This window comes from Candidatus Schekmanbacteria bacterium (genome assembly GCA_016219965.1).
Lineage (GTDB): Bacteria > Schekmanbacteria > GWA2-38-11 > GWA2-38-11 > J061 > JACRJM01.
The window spans coordinates 577,455-597,656 of record JACRJM010000003.1; the positions used below are offsets into that span (position 1 = coordinate 577,455).

General features: G+C 41.6%; 19 protein-coding genes. 16 read left to right on the forward strand and 3 right to left on the reverse strand.

Annotation, left to right across the window (positions count from 1 at the left end):
• Positions 1-35 precede the first annotated feature (35 nt).
• From HZA77_04815 to hflX, 10 genes are all read left to right on the forward strand, one after another.
• Complete coding sequence (locus HZA77_04815; protein MBI5374731.1) at positions 36-1,916, forward strand: hypothetical protein; 1,881 nt, start codon at positions 36-38, stop codon at positions 1,914-1,916.
• Positions 1,917-2,058: 142 nt separating this feature from the next.
• Positions 2,059-3,807 carry a hypothetical protein gene (locus tag HZA77_04820; protein ID MBI5374732.1) on the forward strand — a complete coding sequence of 583 codons (1,749 nt, stop codon included), beginning with the start codon at positions 2,059-2,061 and terminating at the stop codon, positions 3,805-3,807.
• Between the two features lie 182 nt (positions 3,808-3,989).
• Positions 3,990-4,955: a DUF169 domain-containing protein gene (locus HZA77_04825; GenBank protein MBI5374733.1), complete on the forward strand. Its 966-nt coding sequence runs from the start codon at positions 3,990-3,992 to the stop codon at positions 4,953-4,955.
• A 16-nt stretch (positions 4,956-4,971) separates the two neighbouring features.
• The gene (locus HZA77_04830) at positions 4,972-5,898 is read left to right on the forward strand and encodes an MBL fold metallo-hydrolase (protein MBI5374734.1); all 927 of its coding nucleotides are present in this window, start codon (positions 4,972-4,974) and stop codon (positions 5,896-5,898) included.
• A gap of 36 nt (positions 5,899-5,934) precedes the next feature.
• On the forward strand, positions 5,935-7,101 hold the full coding sequence (locus HZA77_04835; protein MBI5374735.1) for a DUF362 domain-containing protein: 1,167 nt from the start codon (positions 5,935-5,937) through the stop codon (positions 7,099-7,101).
• A 204-nt stretch (positions 7,102-7,305) separates the two neighbouring features.
• Positions 7,306-8,037: a hypothetical protein gene (locus HZA77_04840; protein ID MBI5374736.1), complete on the forward strand. Its 732-nt coding sequence runs from the start codon at positions 7,306-7,308 to the stop codon at positions 8,035-8,037.
• Positions 8,038-8,061: 24 nt separating this feature from the next.
• On the forward strand, positions 8,062-8,703 hold the full coding sequence (locus tag HZA77_04845; protein ID MBI5374737.1) for a hypothetical protein: 642 nt from the start codon (positions 8,062-8,064) through the stop codon (positions 8,701-8,703).
• 15 nt (positions 8,704-8,718) lie between these two features.
• A complete protein-coding gene (locus HZA77_04850; GenBank protein MBI5374738.1) occupies positions 8,719-9,345 on the forward strand; it encodes a hypothetical protein in 627 nt (208 codons plus the stop codon).
• A 22-nt stretch (positions 9,346-9,367) separates the two neighbouring features.
• Positions 9,368-10,156 carry a competence/damage-inducible protein A gene (locus HZA77_04855; protein MBI5374739.1) on the forward strand — a complete coding sequence of 263 codons (789 nt, stop codon included), beginning with the start codon at positions 9,368-9,370 and terminating at the stop codon, positions 10,154-10,156.
• Between the two features lie 40 nt (positions 10,157-10,196).
• Positions 10,197-11,858 carry a GTPase HflX gene (gene hflX, locus HZA77_04860; protein MBI5374740.1) on the forward strand — a complete coding sequence of 554 codons (1,662 nt, stop codon included), beginning with the start codon at positions 10,197-10,199 and terminating at the stop codon, positions 11,856-11,858.
• Between the two features lie 8 nt (positions 11,859-11,866).
• Here hflX and HZA77_04865 read toward each other — a convergent pair whose 3' ends face one another.
• Positions 11,867-12,301 carry a rhodanese-like domain-containing protein gene (locus tag HZA77_04865; GenBank protein ID MBI5374741.1) on the reverse strand — a complete coding sequence of 145 codons (435 nt, stop codon included), beginning with the start codon at positions 12,299-12,301 and terminating at the stop codon, positions 11,867-11,869.
• Between the two features lie 9 nt (positions 12,302-12,310).
• Positions 12,311-13,078 carry a hypothetical protein gene (locus tag HZA77_04870; protein MBI5374742.1) on the reverse strand — a complete coding sequence of 256 codons (768 nt, stop codon included), beginning with the start codon at positions 13,076-13,078 and terminating at the stop codon, positions 12,311-12,313.
• A gap of 264 nt (positions 13,079-13,342) precedes the next feature.
• Between HZA77_04870 and HZA77_04875 the strand changes: the two genes are divergently transcribed.
• Entirely contained in the window at positions 13,343-13,747 is a 405-nt protein-coding gene (locus HZA77_04875) for a hypothetical protein (protein ID MBI5374743.1), read from the forward strand.
• Positions 13,748-13,756: 9 nt separating this feature from the next.
• Here HZA77_04875 and sppA read toward each other — a convergent pair whose 3' ends face one another.
• On the reverse strand, positions 13,757-14,752 hold the full coding sequence (sppA, locus tag HZA77_04880; GenBank protein MBI5374744.1) for a signal peptide peptidase SppA: 996 nt from the start codon (positions 14,750-14,752) through the stop codon (positions 13,757-13,759).
• Between the two features lie 121 nt (positions 14,753-14,873).
• Between sppA and HZA77_04885 the strand changes: the two genes are divergently transcribed.
• From HZA77_04885 to HZA77_04905, 5 genes are all read left to right on the forward strand, one after another.
• Positions 14,874-15,260 carry a winged helix-turn-helix transcriptional regulator gene (locus tag HZA77_04885; GenBank protein MBI5374745.1) on the forward strand — a complete coding sequence of 129 codons (387 nt, stop codon included), beginning with the start codon at positions 14,874-14,876 and terminating at the stop codon, positions 15,258-15,260.
• 13 nt (positions 15,261-15,273) lie between these two features.
• On the forward strand, positions 15,274-16,329 hold the full coding sequence (gene arsB, locus HZA77_04890) for an ACR3 family arsenite efflux transporter (protein ID MBI5374746.1): 1,056 nt from the start codon (positions 15,274-15,276) through the stop codon (positions 16,327-16,329).
• 58 nt (positions 16,330-16,387) lie between these two features.
• Entirely contained in the window at positions 16,388-17,674 is a 1,287-nt protein-coding gene (locus tag HZA77_04895; protein MBI5374747.1) for a radical SAM protein, read from the forward strand.
• 22 nt (positions 17,675-17,696) lie between these two features.
• Positions 17,697-18,143 (forward strand): arsenate reductase ArsC, encoded by a 447-nt coding sequence (locus HZA77_04900; protein ID MBI5374748.1) that lies wholly within the window; start codon positions 17,697-17,699, stop codon positions 18,141-18,143.
• A 115-nt stretch (positions 18,144-18,258) separates the two neighbouring features.
• The gene (locus HZA77_04905) at positions 18,259-20,202 is read left to right on the forward strand and encodes a LysM peptidoglycan-binding domain-containing protein (GenBank protein ID MBI5374749.1); all 1,944 of its coding nucleotides are present in this window, start codon (positions 18,259-18,261) and stop codon (positions 20,200-20,202) included.

Sequence of the window (20,202 nt, forward strand, 5' to 3'; positions counted from 1 at the left end):
TTGGCTGCTAAAAAAAATAATGTGGAGAGCATTATATGAAACTAAAAGATTTTAAAAAACTCATATGGTTAATTCTATTGTCAGTCTTAACAGGGGTTGGGATGCTTATCGCTGCAGCGCCTTCAGATGCGGCAAAGAAGAGCGAAAACCTTTTGTTCAGGGTAGGGGAGAACAGCCTTAGCATTGGTTCGCTTGGCGGTGAAGTTGCAATTTCTGACCCGACTAACCCTCTGTATGGAGCAGGAATAAGTTTTGGTGCAAGCGATTTTCTTGGTAATAAAAATACTGGTTCTCTTGACGACAGGAGCTTTACTCTTTACCAGATAGATAATGCGATAAAAATTAAAAAAGATAAAGATGGCAATCCGAGGATTCTTGAAGTTATGCCGTCAAAGAATACAACAAGTATCCTCATGGGAACTGTGGCGTTTAAACCGAAAAAAAAGAAGGGGACTATTTTTAAAGATATCGTATTCCCTTCTGAGAACACCTATGCCTCAATGATAACAGCCAATGAACAACATGATAATATTATTGTTTTGCATATAGATACAGATGGTGTTCAGGACAAGTATGGAGTACTTCATGGAGAAAAATTTCCAACATATTTCATTAAAGACGTAAAATTTAAAAACTATAAACTGTCAAAAGCCTATGGAGCAAAAGGGGTATATTTTAAGAATATACGGCTTCCTGTTTTTACCACTTCTGCAGACCTTCCTGAGAATCTCCCGAATGGCGCTCAAGTAGTCCTTATTCAGGTTCTTCAGGTTCCGAGGGTTTCTGTAAGCCTTAATGCACCGTCAAATTTTAAAGCAAAAAATAGTCCGGTAGTTGCAGTTGGACCTGCGGTTACATTTTCTGCTACTAACACTTTACTGGGAGTTTCAAATAACCCAACTGCCCCCGGTTCTTTTGCCGGCACGATAGAAGTACCCTATTACACTGGTGTGGTAAGTGCACTTGGAATAAACATCGACGATCTTCTTTTATATAAACAAAATGGCAAGAACTTTGAACCTGTTATCACTGCAACCATTTCTAATAATTTAGATACTGCAACGATTTCTGCCAAAAATCTTGTTGAGGTTGAGGTTATTACCACAGGGGAAGACGTTGTTACCAAGACCAAGACCTATTCACTAGATTTCGGAACCTATCTGGTTGTTGCACCATCTTCTAGCGAGACAAATTCTCTCCCGGCGATTCTGAGTCTAAGCGCTGAAAATAAAAAAAGCGGCAAAGTAGAAATTAAATATATTCTTTCCGATGCGGAAAGTGATCCGTGTGATGTAAAGATCGAATACAGAAAAAGCCCTGTGACTGATAACACAGGATGGACAGAGATCGAAACACTAACTGGCGTAAAACCAAATTCAAAAAAGAGCAAGACATTTACATGGGATTCATCTGCCGACCTTTCGGATTTTACAGGTTTTTTACAGGTAAGAGTAACTCCGAGCCAGCAAATAGATTCAACATCAGTCAACGGAGCATGGAGAGTAAGCAGCACTTTCAGCGTAGATAATGGAGGAATAACAATCAGCGCTCCCACAGGTCTTAAGGGAACTGTTGTAAACTTTGTTGAAGATGTAATTTCAAACGACATAGATACTCCGCCTCAGGTCGTTTTAAACTGGAATGCAGTAGATACTGCATCGGGCTATAATATTTACAGACAGGCGCGTTTTAAGAACGGGATAGAAGATGCTCTTAAGGTAATCAAGACTATTGATAGCTCTGCAACTACCACTTTTACAGACAGCAAAGACAATGGTACTCTTGATGCGGCTTTCTTTGAGGCATTTTATAGTATAACGGCTTTCGATGCTGAAGGAAATGAGAGCAAATATGCTAAGAAGCTGCATGTTGCAAGTATAGTGTTTGGAAGCTATGGATATTACGGTACGGAATAACGAACCGTAGTTTTTTTCTTACAGGGAGGTGAAACGTTAATCCGCTTCACCTCCTTTTTTTATGGCTTTAAAAAATATTTTAGTTGATTATTTTTTCCTACCAAGTACAAACCTGCTTGATATAAGGAAAATATAAATATCTATGAAATCAATTTATTCCAAAATACGGAGCAGATTTATTCTGACGGCATTGATATATGTTTTAATGGCGGCAATGAGTACGGTCCCGCTTTATGGAAAAATATATAAAAAAGGAGAAAACAGTCTCAGAATAGGCGGCCTGGGCGGAGAGGTCCTGATTTCCGACCCTACAAGCCCGCTCTACAAGGCAAGTGTTAGTTTTGGAGAAAATGGGCTTCTAAACAGCGAGAAGGAAAGAAAGTTCATTCTGCTTCAGATCGATAATGCCGGAGAGATTAAGAAAGATCAAAACGGCAACCGCAGGATACTGACAGTCAAACCCACAAGCGACACTACAAAGATCATTAGAGGACGTGTGACTCTTCTGCCTTCAGAAAGTAAAAAGAAAGCCCTGCCATTTGTTTTGACAAGGCCTTCGCTTAGAGCGAACAAGACACATTCCAATATACTTACTCTTTATATCGATAGCGATGAAGATGGTATTGCTGATAAATTCCCAATTTATTTTATAAAGCACCTGAAATACAAAAATTATACACTTCCAAAAAAATTCGGGGCAAAGGGGTTTTACTTCAAAAAAGCAAGATTACCCATAATCACTACATTTACAGATATTGAGATAGATGATAACTGGAAGATAATTAAAGTAAAGGTCGAGGAACCGCCCAATGTGTCCATAGACATGAAAGCGCCTTCCAGAACAAAGCTTGATAAAGTTAACTCGAAAGTAACTGTAATTGCCGTTGGACCTCCTGTGACAGTGGATGCAGTGTCATCGCTGAGTGCGAACGCTCCTAAGAGCTTTACCGGCACATTAACAGTTCCTTATTATGCGGATGCAGTGGACGCTTTGGGTGTTAGCGCTACGGATTTGCAGCTATATAAAATAGAAAAGAACAAGAAAAGTAAAAAGTACGAATTCATTTCCGCAACAGATGATCTTTCTGTCAACGGTGATGATACTATTTCTGCAAATGGAACTTTGCCCTTTACTACCTATCAGGCGGTGGTTGTATCTGACACCAGCATGACAGTTCCGGAAATACTGGACGTGAAAGTTGTTCCTGAGAACAATGGGAAAGTTTCCGTGAAATATAAACTTGCAGATGCTAAAAAGAAAAACCATTCTGATGTCAGGATAGAATACCGGAAAAATCCTACTACTGATCCTGATGCAGGATGGACTGTAATAACAACAACGACCGGAGTTAAACCTAAGGCAGGTACGTTTAGAACAGTTGTATGGGACACTTTATCTGATACTGCGACAGAAAATTTTTCAGGACACGTGCAGGTGAAAGTAGTTCCAGAATATGAGATTACAACCGGGGAAAAGATAGACGGGGCAGGGAGAGTATCCGAGACATTCCGGATAGATAATTCCGGGGTAACCATAAGCGCACCGGAAAATCTTCACGCGACTGTTACTAATTTTTCGGAGAATGAGATTTCAGGAGGAATAGAAACCAATCCTCCTGTGGTAACTCTTACATGGGATGTTTCCTCCGGAGATATAGCAGGCTATAATATTTACAGGAAGGCACGCTACAGAGCCGGAATAGATAATACATTCACCATAATCAAATCCATTGATGATCCTGCCACAACTGCGTTTACTGACAGCAAGGATAATGTGACTCTTAGCTCTTCTTTTTACGAGGCAATCTACAGAATCACAGCCTTTGATTCCGAAGGAAATGAGAGCAAGTTTTCAAATGAAAAGAAAGTCACAAGCATAGTTTTGAACTAATAAGAAACATTCTCTTCTCAAAGATTTTCCCTTTCTTTTTTATCACACAAAATAAACATTTTTTTGTTGATTATTTTTCTAAAATGTTCAAATTAGTTTCTATCCTTGGTAAAGTATTTTTTTCACACATCAATTCATAGAGTTATTAAATAGAGCCATTAAATTTTTTTCAGGGAGGTGCCATGCAGGAGATAAAGCAAGATTTACAGAGAGTAAATGACGCCCTTGTAAACAAGATAAAAGTCAGGGGAAATCCTGTTGCCATTTCATTTATAAAGGACAAGCCCTTTCCCGGTTATGAACCGGTGCAGGACTGCCCCTGCTCCATAGTCCGCTATGCCATGGATGAAGGGAAGATGGTTTACTTTGATGAAACCCACAACGACTGCCTTGTAGGCGTGCACCATGCGGGGATTTTGCCGGGGAAATCTGAGATAACAACCGGGCATTATCTTTCCGGAACAAGCAACTTCTTTACTGAAGAAGCCGCGATGCGGAATAAAGGCGCATCATATTCTTTACCTCAAGGCCTTGTAAAAGGGATTGCTGCTGCGCCTCTTTTAAAAGTTCCGGAAGATGTGAAGATAGAATGGGTGGTAGTTGTCTGCACACCTTTTCAGGCTAATAATGTAGCAGGCTCTGTGACATGCCGCGACGGAGCCTTTCCTTACGGCGAATTAGGCGCATCTCTATGCGCATCCCTTTTTGCAACACCATGGTATGAGCGCAACATAGTTTATACGCCCGGGGATTTTGGCGGGAGAATGCACAACAGGATAAAAAAGGAAGAGATGCTAGTGATAGTTCCCTACAACATGCTCCATTATATTGTTGAGCTTATGGATGACATGCGTATGGATATCAAGCTTTCAAGGGAGATGACAAAGCCTTCCCATTCTGATTTCTGGAAAGGAAAAAAAGGGGAGATTGTTATTGAAAAAGCCCCTCAGGAAAAGGCTGACCTTGAAGGGGTGAAGTTCACGATGGAATGGGATGATGAGGCAAAGGCGATGATGAAAGATGTTCCTGATGGAATATTGGAAATGGCAGTTGGCAATGCAGAAGAATATGCAAGGGAGCAGTCCTACCCAAAAGTCAGCAAAAAATCCATTGATGAACTTATGAAAAAGCTGGGGTTCGAATTTTAATGATTTAAAGGAGCGCATGATGAAATTTTACAAACTTATAATGCCTGTTTTATGTCTGTGTTTGATTTCAGCCTTTCAGGTACCCTGTCATGCAGAGGAAAGACATGCTAAGGAAATCGCGAAAGGGGTATATGTAATACCTGACTTCGGGTTTTCGAACTGCGGTTTTATCGTTACAGACGAAGGTGTTGTCGTGGTGGATACAACTCTTTCCCCATATTTTGGGAGCGAGATACTAAAGGAGATAAAGGCGGTAACTGACAAGCCTGTAAAATATGTAATAAACACCCACTGGCATACTGACCATGTGGGGGGGAATGAAGTATTTGTTCCTCAGGCACACATAATAGCCCATGAATTTACTGCAAAGGTAATAGCCCAGAGGAAAGCAGACCAGGATGCGGGAAAAGTTGATGAACAGCTAAAGGCATTGGGAGAATTCAAGTTCACCCCTCCGGATATAACCTTTGATAATGAAAAGACGCTCCAGATGGGAGATAAGACAATTGAGCTTAAATTCTTCGGCGGCGGCCATACGGCAGGAGACATCATCGTTTATCTTCCAAAAGAGAAAGTGCTTTTCAGCGGAGACCTTTTCATAAAAGGTTCGGGGCTTCCTGATTACAGGGATGACGGCAATATTGACAGGCAGATAGCATCGCTAAAAAAAATGCAGGAACTCGATATAGACAAGATGGTCTGCGGACATCTGGCAGCAATGGGTTCAACGGTTTATACTGCTAGTAAAAAAGACATTCAGGACTCAATAGATAAGCTTGTCGCATTCAGGGCAAAAGTAAAAAGTTACGTTGACCAGAATATCCCGCCTGAAAAAGCAGCAGAAGAAATAAAATTTCCTGCCGGCGAAAATCCATTTTACAAGCAGAAGTTCAGCAAGGTTGTGATCAAAGCCTACAATGACATAAAAAATGCGCAACAATAAGGCACAATAATAAAGCGCAATAAAAGGAGCATATATATGAAAGAAGATATGAATGAAAAAGATAAAAAGGTAAGCCTTGATTCTCCTCTTTCAAGAAGGACATTCCTCAAAACATCAACCGTTGCTGCAGCCGCACTTTCTTTAAATCCTATGGGACTGCTTTCCCGCGCCGGAGATGTTGCGGGTGCTGCCCCTTCAAAGTCCATAGTATCAGTTATAAAAGACACGAAGTCTATTACTGATGGTTTTGTAATAGATGGTGTCCGGGTAAGAGCCATGGTGGATGAGGGGATAAAAGCGATAACCGGTACAGGTTCAATAAAAGAAGCATGGCTTAAGATATTCCCTGATTTAAAAGAAAAAGAGGTTATTGGGTTAAAGGTCAATACCATCAACAAGAGAATACCGGCGCATCCGCAGGTGGCTCTCGCGATTGTCGACAGCATGGTAGATGCGGGTATCAACAAGAAGAACATACTTATCTGGGACAACCTTGAAAAGTGCCTTACCGATGCAGGCTACAAGATTAATACCACTGATGAAGGATACCGCTGTTACGGTACATATCATGGTTTGGTGGGACCCAACAACCGGATAAAAGTCCAGCCGGCCGACCCCATGGATGTGTACAGGCAGTGCCTTGACATGGATGCCAAGGTTTACATCAAATCCGAGAACATCGAGCGACATCACAGCAAGATACTTTCCCAGCAGATAGACTATCTCATAAATGTTCCGGTGCTTAAATCTGCCGAGTTTACAGGGGTGACGCTTTCGCTAAAGAACATGTACGGCACAATCAATCTTTCAGAGCAGGCTACATTTGGCATATTTCAGGCTGACATGCCTTCTGTGGTGGAGAAGATGCATGCGCATCGCGCAGACCCACAGATTGCCGAGGTAAATTTCAGCGAGCAGCTTATGAAGAAGACCAAGCTTGTTGTCCTTGATGCGTTGATGGGAATCTACGAAGGAAGCGCCCATGTGGATCCGCAAGGAGTAAACCACAAAATCATAATGAGCACTGACAGGGTTGCCGCAGATTTTACAGGCTACAATCTCATCAATGACAGGAGAAAAGAAAAAGGACTTCCGGCAATAACGACAGAACATGCAGGTCATATATGGTCTGCGGAGAAAATGGGAATAGGGAATGCTGATCCGGCAAAGATAGATGTCAGGAGTTCAGTTTTACAGGCTTAATGTTAATAAAGGGATAATTGAGACAGGCTTGGCTGTCCCGCTCTGGCACTAAACAGCAGGTGCCTAACGGGGAAGCTACCAGTCATGTGAATATGATTTATAATTAGAGAACGCAGGTTTGGCAGTTCCGCTTAGGCTTAAAACTACATGCGCCTGCCGCGGAACTGCCAAACCTGAAAACTAAAAAAAGAATAAGGGGATTCCATGGGTCCTGAAGAATTCAAGCACAAATTTGCAAGCCTATTCGAAGATGTACTGAGAATGATGAAGAGTGAAGAGGTTGTGGTCGCTGAAAAGAATAATGAGAAGCTGAGGCTTAGAATTTACACGAGTAAAAGTTCTTCCATTCCTCTGGAAAAAGTGACTGTCATGTCGCTTGAAAATGGATGGGTAAAAAACATCAAAAACAAGAGTATCGTAGATGAATGCGAATTTATCGTAGCTGCCTTCAGGCCTTCATCGAATATCCCGCTTCCTGTTTTTGCAATGGAGGCTTCATTCCATTGTGGAAAATATGACCACCTGAATGCCGATCTTTTCCTCCTTTCAAAGGATCCCGCTTACAGGGCTGTGTTCTGCGAGCCTGTGATGAAGTTGCGGAAAAAGCATGACGGACTTGAAGGACTGCTTTCGGGTGTGAGAAACCCGATGCTTGGCGATTATACATCAGGGGGAATGATGGCAGGAGATTTTTCTGAGTCATCAAGGAGTATAACATTACCCTGGGTACTTGATTATTGCGCGCTTTACAGGGAGTTTGTGAGAAGCTTTGAAAGCATCCCAGTTTTAAAGGAAAAGGCAATAATCGAAGAGGGGAAACAGGTCGGGGAGATGTTCCGTTCCATGTTTAAGAAGGCAACACCGCGCATACTTTCTGACATACCTAACCTTTGCAGTGAGGAAGCGGGAAACAAACTTGGGAAATTATTGTTTTAAGAAATCACAATAAGGAGAATGGTTATGGATTCTATCTCAAGAAGAGGTTTTACTGAGAAAGCATTGAAAGGCGGGGGAGCGCTCGCAGTTTTGACTGCGCTGGCTTTGCCTGAAAAGGTGATGGCGAACAAGATGAAGTTTTCATTGAAAAATGAGAGATTCTTAAACCGTAATGATCTCAGTGATGCGCTCAAATCCCTTTATACCACCTATGACAGTACAGCCCCCTATCCGCACAAGTTCAATGAAACAATAACCAAGGCAGTGCTTTCAGCCCTTGATTTCTGCATTCCCCTGGGGATAGAGAAGGACTACGTTGACCATTACCTTATGACCATGGCCCCTGTTTTCAAGGGAATTAAGCTGGCGGTTGAGAAGGATGGTCCTGAAAAGGCATTGCGCGGATTGTTTGAAGAAACTACCACCTCCTATCAGCTTTTTGAAAGGATAAACGTAAAGCCGGGAGAGCGTTCGTTCCCATGTCCCTATAAAGGGAAGCTCGATGATTGCAAGGAATGGATTGGCAAATATAACGGAACATTCAAATACGAGTGGAAGGATGTCTGCAACAAGTGGTGCGTTCCCGCATGGAACGGCGCAGCAAAAGATATAGGTGTGAAACTTGAAATCATTCCCGGCGAAGAATGTCGCGTTAAGTTAGCGTAATAAAGGAGAAAAATCATGAATATTGATAATAATAAATCCGTATCGCGCAGGAGTTTCACAAAGAAGGCTTTAGGCATAGGATTTCTTTCTTCGCTCGCAATTATGAATCTTCCCGGCAGTGCTGATGCCTGGCTTGATGAGAAGATAATGGAGAGGGACGACCTTGCAGACGGGATAAAGGAGCTGATCAAGACCTATGACACTACAAGCCCATACCCTGTAAAATTTTATGACGGGCTTGTGAGGGTTCATTTGAGGAACCTAGACTTTGCCGTGAAAAAAGGGCTTGCCAAGGAACACGCAGACCACTACTCTTCGACACTTGCCCCGATGATAGAAAAGTATGTGAAAAATGCAATTCCCATAATGGGGAAAGATATTTTCCTATGGGCTAATTTTGAGAGAACAAGCTGTTCATACCAGCTCTATGAGCATATAGACATAAAGGAAAACGAACGCTCTGTCCCATGTCCATTCAAAAGTATCCTGGAATACCAGAACAGCACCGTGGGGACTTACAGCATTAAATGGGGTGATGTCTGCAATAAATGGTGTATCCCGGTGTGGGAGAATTTTGCCAATATGGTACAATTGAAGATTAAAGTTGAACCGGGTGAAACATGCAGGATAACGCTTGTTTAGACTTTAAATAAGAAAAATTGTTATGGACGCCAGAGAATTATTGTCTGCCAATATCATAGCAGTGGGCAATGAAGTTTTAAGCGGCAGAGTTCTTGACAGAAACTCCCACTGGCTTTCAGGGATGCTTTCAAAGAAAGGCTTTGAGATAACGCACCGTTCTACGGTTAAAGATGATCTTGATGCCATATCTAAAGAGATAAGGCTTTCGCTAAAAGGCTCACCCTCTCTTCTTATAATAACAGGAGGACTTGGCCCGACTTTCGATGATAAGACATCAGAGGCGTTGTCTCTGGCATTAAAAAGAAAGCATGCAATTCACAAAGATGCCCTGGCACAGGTTAGAAAAAGTTACAGGAAATTCTTTGAAGAAGGAGCTGTAAGCTCTCAGGGTTTAACTTCAGAGAGAAAAAAGATGGCATTTATGCCTCTGGGTGGAATACCGCTTCCAAACAATGTAGGAGCAGCTCCTGCAATTTTGGTGCGATTTGGAAAAACAACCATAGTTTCGCTTCCCGGAGTACCAAAAGAGATGAAAGATATAATGGTGAATTCTGTTTTGCCTTTGCTCAAGGAAAAGACTTTAGGAGCTGCAATCGTTGAGAAAACGATATTAACTCCATTCAGGGATGAGTCAAAACTTGCACCGCTTATCGAGCGAGCCATGAAAAAAATCCCGCGAGTTTATATCAAGTCCCGCCCGGATAAATTTTCAAAGGATACGAAAATAAAGGTCACTATCTCTGCAAAGGCATCTGATAAAAAAAGAGCTTCCCTGCTTATTGAAAAAGCTGTAGAAATGTTGAAATTGTGATGGCAATAAATCATATGATTTATTGCGGAGGTGAAAGAAGATAAGTACAAAAGTTTATGGCAACACCACAGGTCTTAAAGCAGCAACAGTAAATGAGCTTGAAAAACTATACAGGCGCAGAACCCCTCCTGATAAAATAGTATCTCCTGAGCTTGCAAGGGCTATCTCCGAAATATCATTTGAATTACGCCGGCAGGTTGGTGTCCTCATTAACCGGAAAGGCGAGATCGAGTATGTGGTTGTGGGAGATTCGGGAAGTGTGATGCTTCCTGGTCTTGGGCGAACACGCGAAGGGGAAAAAAGATTCAGGGGGCTTCGCCTTGTCCACACGCATTTAAAAAATGAACCATTGAGCCACGATGATCTCACAGACCTTGCTCTTCTCCGATTAGATCTTGTTGCCTCAATAGAGGTTGGTGCAGACGGTCTTCCTATTATCTTAAGGGCTGCTCACCTTCTTCCATATAATAAGAACGGTTCCAACTGGAATTTCATAGAGCCTGCGCATCCGGCCAATGTCAATGTCAACTTCAGGGAGCTTATCTCATCACTTGAAGAAGAGTTTGCAAGAAAGACTCCTTCGGGGAGAAAATCGGCAGGACGGGACAGGGCAATACTTATCTCTGTTGCAAGGGACAGGTTCACAGATGCAGAGTATTCTATGGAGGAGCTTAAGGAGCTTGCCAAAACAAGCGGCGTTGAAGTTGTGGATTCAGTGATCCAGAGGGTGCATGATTTCAACCCGAAGTTTCTCCTGGGGAAAGGGAAGCTTGCTGATCTTGTTACACGCTGTATGCAGCTTGAAGCGGATATTCTTATCTTTGATCAGAATTTAAGCCCTGCACAGGCAGGCTCAATAGCTGAGTTTGCCGACATGAAGGTCATTGACCGCACCCAACTTATCCTCGACATATTTGCCCAGCGCGCCCACAGCAGTGAAGGAAAGATTCAGGTTGAGCTTGCACAGTTAAAATATACGCTTCCTCGCCTTGCAGGAAAAGGGGTAGAGATGTCGCAGCTTATGGGAGGGATCGGAGGAAGGGGCCCCGGTGAAACAAAACTCGAAGTTGACAGACGTCGCGCAAGGGAAAGGATAAGCTTTCTTGAAAGGAAGATAAAAGTGCTTGGGAAGGAAAGGGCTGTCCAGAGGTCAAAGAGGAATAAGACCGGAGTGCCTGTAATTTCAATAATAGGCTACACCAATGCTGGGAAATCAACTCTTTTAAACAACCTTACAAAGAGCAGTTTTAGAGCTGAAGAGAAAATGTTTGCAACGCTTGACCCTGCTTCGAGAAGACTGAGATTTCCAAGGGAAAGGGAGGTAATAATAACAGACACAGTAGGATTTATCAGGGACCTGCCCCCAGACCTTATAAATGCCTTCCGCGCAACCCTTGAAGAGCTTGCAGATGCAGACCTCCTCCTCCACATAGTTGACATTTCAAATAGCTCATATGACCGGCACATAATCTCGGTGAACAAAATACTTTCCGACCTTGAGCTTAACACAAAGCCCATCCTTCTTGTTTTTAATAAGATAGACAGGCTTGATGGTCAGATGGTGAAGAACATCTGTTTGGCTCATGAAGACGCAATTCCCGTATCTGCGAAAAATCCTGATACCTTCTACGGTCTACTTGATGCAATCCAGAATATCTTCTGGAATGAAAGCGGCAATCTTCTGCTCCTAAACAGCAGGTAGCCTTTTTACTATTCTGCTGGTTTAAGAATCTTCTCTGTCTTGTAGCCTTTCTCCTTGTAATCTATGATTCCGCCGGTGAGATTATAGACTTTGGTAAACCCCTTTGTGCTTAGAGTTTGTGCAGCAGCAGCGCTACGCCTCCCGCTTCTGCAATATACGACTATTTCTTTGTCCTTAAGGTTTTCAAGTTCACCGATTCGGGTTTCAATCTGATCTAATGGGATAAGCTTTTTTACTCCGGCAATATGTTCGTCGTTATACTCAGCCTCGGTCCGCACATCCAGTATAAAAAGGGATGCATCTTTTGAAAGCTTCTCATTAAGTTCTGATGAAGCTATGCCCTTATATGCCGGCTGTTGTATTTCTTCTGTTTGGGCAAGTCTAGTTTGAAATGCAATTATTGCCGCAACAATTAATATTAGACAAAAAATTCTTTTTTTCATTTATATACTTCAGATTTTTATTTTCTGAAGCTCCATTTTAAACCTGTTGTCCTTTGGATTAACCTGCATGGCCTTTTCAAGATACTCCTTTGCCTTCTGAGAATCTCTTCCCTTTGCCCCGGTATATGAATATGCCCTGCCCAGCCAGTAAAGTATTTCAGAATTATCAGGAGATGATTTTAATGCTTTTTCAAGTTCAGCAACTGAAGGCGCTATTCCTCCTCCTACGAACTCAGGTTTGTAGAGGGCCTGAATCCCCCTGGCTAAAGAAATTAAGGGATTCCCTGGTTCGAGCTTTGCCATTGTTTCAACCTCTTTTGTAGCTTCACTGGTTAAGGGCATTATCTTCATTACATCAAGCATGCCTCCCCCATAATGCCTTACTCTGTAAATCAGTGTCCTCATAAGGTAAAAATGCGTATCAAAAGTGGCTTTCTCAAAACTGCCGGCTTTTCTTAGTGTTTCAAGTGCTAAATTCACGTAGAGTTCCGATTCATCCCAGTCGGCACCCTTATTATCCGGAGATTTAAGCTCATAATATTCTGCAAGCTTGAAATATATTTTCCCAAGCTCAGCAACCCCTTCAGGGTTTGTAACCCCTTTTAATTTTTCCGCTTCTGCCTTTAGTTTTGGAGCATCAAGGGTGAAAATTGCTTCATCTAAATTTGATGAAATAGCGTTTTCCGCAGAGGTTTCAACCGGGCATAATAAAAATAATCCGGTTAAGATGGACAATGACAACATTAGCAACGGCAACAGTCTTAATCTCGTACGCATCAATATCTCCCTTAAAATAATTGTTTCTGAATTTTATTTTTATCTTGATAATCAGAGTTAATCAAGTTGAAAATATCTGAACAATTACCCGGGCAATAGCTACAGACTGTCAATGATTTAATCTACTCTGCATCAACAAATAAAAATATGTTGAAATAAAGTTAGACTTTAGAGTTGGGGTGCTTGAAATTTTAATCTATATAAATTAATTTTAAGTCAGGAATGAACCATCTTTAAAGTCAGTTTTAACTAAAGGAGATGGCTATGAAGATATTAAGCGTATTGTTGGTCATGACACTGATTGTAAGCGGATGTCAGTATTTTGATCGTTTAACTACAAGGGAAAAGGCAGGTGCAGGAATAGGGGCGCTGGGCGGCGGTTTGCTTGGCCTTATTGCGAGCGATGGAAACCCATGGAAAGGCGTATTGTTAGGATCAGTGGGAGGCGCTCTTGTAGGTGGAATTATCGGGAACATCATTGATTATGCTTCTAAAGAATCTTCGCATAGAAGCACACCTGTTAAATACTACCGAACAACAAAAGATGGATTGAATGAAGAAGTATATGCAACTCCATCAGAAAAAAAAGGAAACTATAAAGAGGTCAATGTTAAGTATTATCGAAATGGGAAACTAACAGGGGAAGAAGTTAAAAAAGAATACGAGTAATAGTTGCTGCTATGGCAATATTCCTACTCCCGGTTCCCAGATGTACATGAATTTTGGCGAGAGAAGCTCTGAGAGTTTGCGCCACTCAAAAAGGCTGACACCCTCATAGGACATGGGGGTGTTCTGGGATAGAGAGTAAATATTGTTCCTGTATGAATCCGGCCGCTGGTACATTACAACTTTTGCTTTTTCGAGATTTGCATTCTTTTTAGCTTTTTCTATTACTTCATCAAGATATGAAATCCCGTCAATAAGCCCTGCATTTAGCGCCTGACGGCTTGAATATATCCTGCCGTCTGCAAGCCTTTCTATTTCAGCCCGTGCGAGCTTCGGCCTGCCTGCTGATATGGCATTGAGGAACTCTCCGTAAAGGTCAAGAGTGATGTCCTTCATTATCTTTAGCTCTTCTTCAGATGCGCTCCTTAAGGGCGAGCCCATGTCCTTCTTATCCCCTGACTTTACCGTCCTGTCCTTAATTCCAAGTTTGTCGAGAAGTCCCGTAAGATCTATATTCTCAAATATCACACCAATGCTTCCTGTCACTGTAGTGGGATTGGCATAAATGCCGTCGCATGCCATTGAAATATATAAAGCTCCGGAAGCTGCCACATCCATCATTGAGGCATAGACGGGGATGTGCGTATCCTTTTTGAATTTAAGTATTTCTCTGTAGATGATGTCGCTTGCCGTTACAGTGCCGCCGGGACTATCGATCCTAAGGACTACCGCTTTTATCCTGTCATCTTCTTTTGCCATGCTCAATATTTCTTTTACCAGGCTCACAGTGTTTTCTTTTTTTACGAGGCCTGAAACATAGACTGCTTCTTCTGATACGATCACTCCGGAGATATCGAGAATAAGAATTTTATACTTTCCTTTACCTTCCAGCTTTGTTTCTTCAAGGGGCTTTTCCTCGGAGAATAGAGGAAAATTAAATGTACAGCCGGATGCGCATAAAAGAATAGCGGAGAAAACTATCAATGTAAAAAAATTGGATTTATTCATTTGTTTTAAAGAATAGCAGAATGTTCATCCTGCGGTCAAACCCAAAAAAGTATTGACCTGTTACGTCTTAACGAATAGTATATCCGTATAAACGGATTAAAGGATTAAAGGATTAAATGATATGGAAAGAACATCGTTAATCTTAAAAGCACTTTCTGAGGAAACGCGTCTCCGCATTATGAATCTTGTAATCGATGGAGAGATATGTGTTTGTGACATAATGACAGTGCTCAATATGCCCCAGTCTACAGTTTCAAGACATATAGCTTATTTAAAGAACGCAGGGCTTGTGAGGGGGCGCAGGCAGGGTACATGGATGCATTACTCGATTATAGAAAATGATATCACTAATGATAGAGGAAATGAGGGTTATAGAGGGAGTGAAAATGATTTTGCAAGGGATGAAATACTTAAATGCCTTAGGGTGTTGATGTTAAAAGACCCTGTTGCTATTGAAGACTTAAAGAGACTTAACAAATTCCGCAGAGAAAAGAATAAATGCGAATAAAGGAGAAAATATCATGGATGCACTAACCAAAAAATTATCGTTCCTTGATCGTTTTTTAACTCTCTGGATCTTTCTTGCAATGATAATAGGCGTTGGACTTGGGTTTGCGATGCCGGGGATAGTCCAGCTTATAACAGGTTTTCAGGTAGGAACAACTTCAATCCCTATTGCCGTAGGTCTTATATTGATGATGTATCCTCCCCTTGCCAAGGTAAAGTACGAGGAGCTGGGTGAAGTGTTCGGCAATTTTAAGCTACTTTCACTTTCTCTTGTGCAGAACTGGATAGTCGGACCTGTTTTAATGTTCCTTCTGGCCATTATCTTTCTCAGAGATTATCCTGAGTATATGGTGGGGCTCATAATGATAGGCCTGGCCCGCTGTATTGCCATGGTGATAGTTTGGAATGAGCTTGCAAATGGAGACAGAGAGTATTGTGCAGGGCTTGTCGCATTCAACTCTATTTTCCAGGTCCTGTTTTTTTCAGTTTATGCGTATTTTTTTATCACAGTTCTTCCTCCTCTTGTTGGCCTTAAAGGCGCTATTGTGGAAATAACAATAAAGGAAATAGCAAAAAGCGTGTTTATCTATCTTGGCATTCCATTTATTGCGGGAGTTATAACCCGTTTTACTCTCCTCAAGATAAAAGGGAAGGAATGGTATGAGCATGTTTTTATTCCCCTAATAAGCCCTCTTACACTGATAGCACTTCTTTTCACCATAATTGTCATGTTTTCCCTTAAGGGAGAGTACATTGTAAGGCTTCCCCTTGATGTTTTAAGAATCGCAGTACCTTTACTTTTCTATTTTGTAATCATGTTTATTGTTTCCTTTTATATGGGGAAGAAGGTGGGGGCAGACTATTCAAAGACCGCCTCTCTCTCATTTACTGCTGCAAGCAACAACTTTGAACTGGCTATAGCAGTTGCAGTGTCAGTTTTTGGTATAAATTCTGGTGAAGCTTTTGCCGCTGTGATAGGCCCCCTTGTTGAAGTGCCGGTATTAATCAGCCTTGTAAATGTGGCCTTCTGGTTTCAAAGAAGATATTTTTCCGCGCCACAGGAAGTTTAAGAATAATATCTAAAATACTTGTGAAAAGAGTTTTTATTTTTTAGTAAGAAGGTCATTAATGACTGAGCTAATCAAAAAACTGTACGTTGAGACAACATCTCGCTGTAACATCAGCTGTGCCATGTGCGTCAAAAGCTTTAAGAGGGGTGAGGAAGGAGATATGAGCCTCAATACATTCAAGAGGCTTCTCCCTGTCCTTCGCGAAGTCGAATATGTAAACCTTAACGGCATCGGTGAGCCACTGATGAACCCTGAATTCCTTGAGATTTTGAAGTTTGCCAAGGATAATATGAAAAAAACTTCTAAGACAGGGTTTACTACAAATGGGATGCTTCTTAATGGGGAGATAGCGGAAAAACTTGTCCTGGCAGGACTTGATAAGCTTGTAATTTCATTGGACAGTGTAGATCCTGAGAATTTTTCCGGCATAAGGGTAGGGGCCTGTTTCAAGCAGGTTGAATTGAATATAGATTCTTTAAATATGGCAAAAAAGAAACTTGGCAGGGAGAACCCCGTCCTTGGATTTGAGCTTGTTGCCACAAAGGAAAACTTCCACGAAATACCTCAGGTTGTTGAATTTGCCCATAGGAAAGGGGCAAAGCTTTTAATATTTTCACATATATTTCCATACTCACCTGATATGAATTTAAAGAAGCTTTTCGAACCCCTGTCAAATGACTCCTTTGACATTTACAGGGATATAAAGGAGAAACTTAAGGAGAAGGGATTAGATATAAAAAAATATGCAAATTTCAATTTTCTGCTCCTTAAACATAAAAAGGATGAATTGTCTGGGATTCTTTGGGACATAATGGATAAGGCATTCAATGAAGCCAAGAAAAAAGAGCTGTTCCTCAATATACCGAGGCTGATAGAGATAGACGGGGACAAGATTTATGCTGAGGCTGCTAAGGTTTTTTCTGATGCTTTAAAGCTTGCTTTAGAATATAATATTGAGCTGATTTACCCTCCTATAATTCCGGAATTTACAAGGGAGTGCAAATTTATAAAGGATGGGACCTGTTTTGTCGGATGGGACGGAGATGTTTCGACCTGTCTGCGTGTCCTCCATGAAAACAGGTATTTCGTAAATGGCTGCCAGAGGGAAACTTTCAGAACGAGTTTTGGGAATATCAATGAGCAGGATATAATTGATATCTGGAAAGGGAAAAAATACAGCACATTAAGGGAAAAGGTTGCAAAGTTTGACTTTCCAAACTGCCTTGACTGCTCGGCTTACGATTCCTGTGGATATTTTAAGGATAATTTCAACTATGATTGTTATGGAAATGAAGAACCCTGTGCGGACTGTCTATGGAGCAAGAAACTGCTCCATTGTTTGTAAATTATTAAAATGCCTGTAAATTATGAAAAAGAAAACGCGCATATTGTTTGCATGCACTAACAATTCCTGCCGGAGCCAGATGGCTGAAGGCATTGGGAGGGCTTTAGGCGGAGATACTGTAGAAGTCTTGAGTGCCGGTACGGTTCCAACATCAGTAAATCAGCTTGCCATAAAGGTAATGAAAGAGGTCGGCACTGACATCTCCGGACAGAGGTCGAAATCAATAGAAGAGATCAATCTTCAGGAAATAGACTATGTTGTCACTCTATGCGGGGATGCCCGTGATACATGTGCCATGATCCCGGTAGGTTCCTTTAAAAGACTTCATTGGGATATAATTGACCCTGCCTCTGCCCATGGGGGAGAGGAAGCAGTCCTTCATATCTTCAGGAGTGTAAGGGATGAACTTCGGAAAAGGATAGAGTTATTGATAAAGGAAACAGGGGGCTCCCAGCTTCCCCTTTTCTGATTCCGGGGCACCTTGTTTAATACCATTTTACATCTCTTTGTCTTGACACAATAGACTATAGAAGGTTATATTTATCAGGTAACGCAGGGGGGGTAGTTATATTTAAGGGGAGAGAATGCGCAAATTTTCACTGCTATTGATAATTTTGATCCTCTTGACAGGGGGTTGTGCCTGGGAAAAGCTTTCATCAGATTATTGGGATAATAACAAGGTCTATGTTTTAGAAGGGCCGCCTTTGCCTCCTGCCGATTATGAATCTGACATAGCTGAAGCTGACTCCAATGATTTGCAGGTTGACACAGAGCCTGTTCCTGAAGTTACACTCCCTGAAAATCCGCCCAACAAGGAATTGGAAGAGCTCTTTGTCTCTTCAGATGAGTTCTACAATAAAGGTGTCAAATTTACACAAGAGGGAAAGTGGGAACTTGCAGAGGATGAATTCGAGAACGCACTCGAATTGCTTCAAAACTCTGAACTTAAGGACAACTATCCTGATGAAGTAAATAACTTCTATAACCAGCTATCCCGGAATGTGCTTGATATACTGGAAAAGAAAGAATCAGAAGATGTTAAGACACGTGAAGAGATTCTTCTTGCAAGGATAAGAGCAAAACCCGAGGAAGAGAGGACAATCAGGGAAAAGGTAATGCTTGACTTCAAGGAAATAGACTATGATCTCCCTTTGGAGATAAATGATAAAGTGATCAAGTATATTGAATTTTTTTCAACTGACGTAAAAAGTAAGTTTCAGACATGGCTTTCAAGGTCAAATGCCTATCTTCCCATACTTAGAAAAATCCTTAAAGAAGAAGGCCTCCCCCTTGACCTTGCCTATCTTCCCCTTATAGAAAGTGGTTTTAATACAAGGGCTTATTCTAAGGCAAGGGCTGGTGGAATGTGGCAGTTCATTCCCGGTACAGGGAAAAAATATGGTCTTGATATTAATTGGTGGGTTGATGAACGCCGTGACTTTGAAAAATCAACACACAGCGCTGCGGCATATTTAAAATTTCTTTACGAGTCATTCGGCTCATGGTATCTGGCCCTTGCAAGCTATAATGCAGGAGAGGGGAGGGTTGCAAAATCCATCCAGAGTCAGGATACAGCAGATTTCTGGTCGCTGCGTCTTCCCCGGGAGACCATGAACTATGTACCAGCTTTTATAGCCTCTGTAATTGTGGCAAAAAACCCACAGCGTTACGGACTGGAGGTGGAATATGAAAAGCCCCTTGAGTATGATACTATAACGCTTGACCGTCCTATAGATCTTGATTCTGCCGCAAAATGCGCAGAAACAGAAAAGGAAGAGATCAAACACCTTAACCCTGAAATAACTTACTGGTCAACACCGCCTGTTGCGAGCTATCAGCTCCGCATTCCGGGTGGGAAATCTGAAGTATTCGCTAAAAATTTTGAAGAAATAAAAGACTCCTTCAGTCTTGCCTTTGTAAAATATACAGTTCAGAAGAATGAAACCCTGAAATCTATCTCCCGCAAATTTGGCGTTCCTTCTGAAGCAATAATTGCGGCAAACCATATAAAGAAGCCTTCAACGATACTTGCGGGTACACAAATATTAGTTCCAAACAAATGGGCAGGTCAGGGGAAAAAGACTACAGCCTATGCTTCTTCTTCTCCGGTTAAAGGAAAGAAAGGTGAGCTTTCAGTCCACACTGTAAGAAATGGCGACACTTTATTTGATCTTGCCCGCGCCTACGGAACATCAACGGAAAGTATAATGAAATGGAATAATCTTAAGTCATCAGCCCTTTCATTAAATCAGAAACTCAAGATTTATTCTGGAACAAAAGCGGGAGAGTCGCAAAAAACTGCAACTAAAGTTGCAAGCAGCAAACAGGCAGCAAAGACAAAGCAGGATAATTATATCCTTCACAGTGTCAAAAAAGGAGAAACACTTTCCGTCATAGCAAAGAAATATGGTGTTACAATTCCTAAGATTATGCAGTGGAATAAGATTAAATCTGCAACAAGCATCCAGCCAAGCCAGAAGATAATCATCTATCCTAACTTAGTGAGCTCGCTCGAAAGAGACGGATGA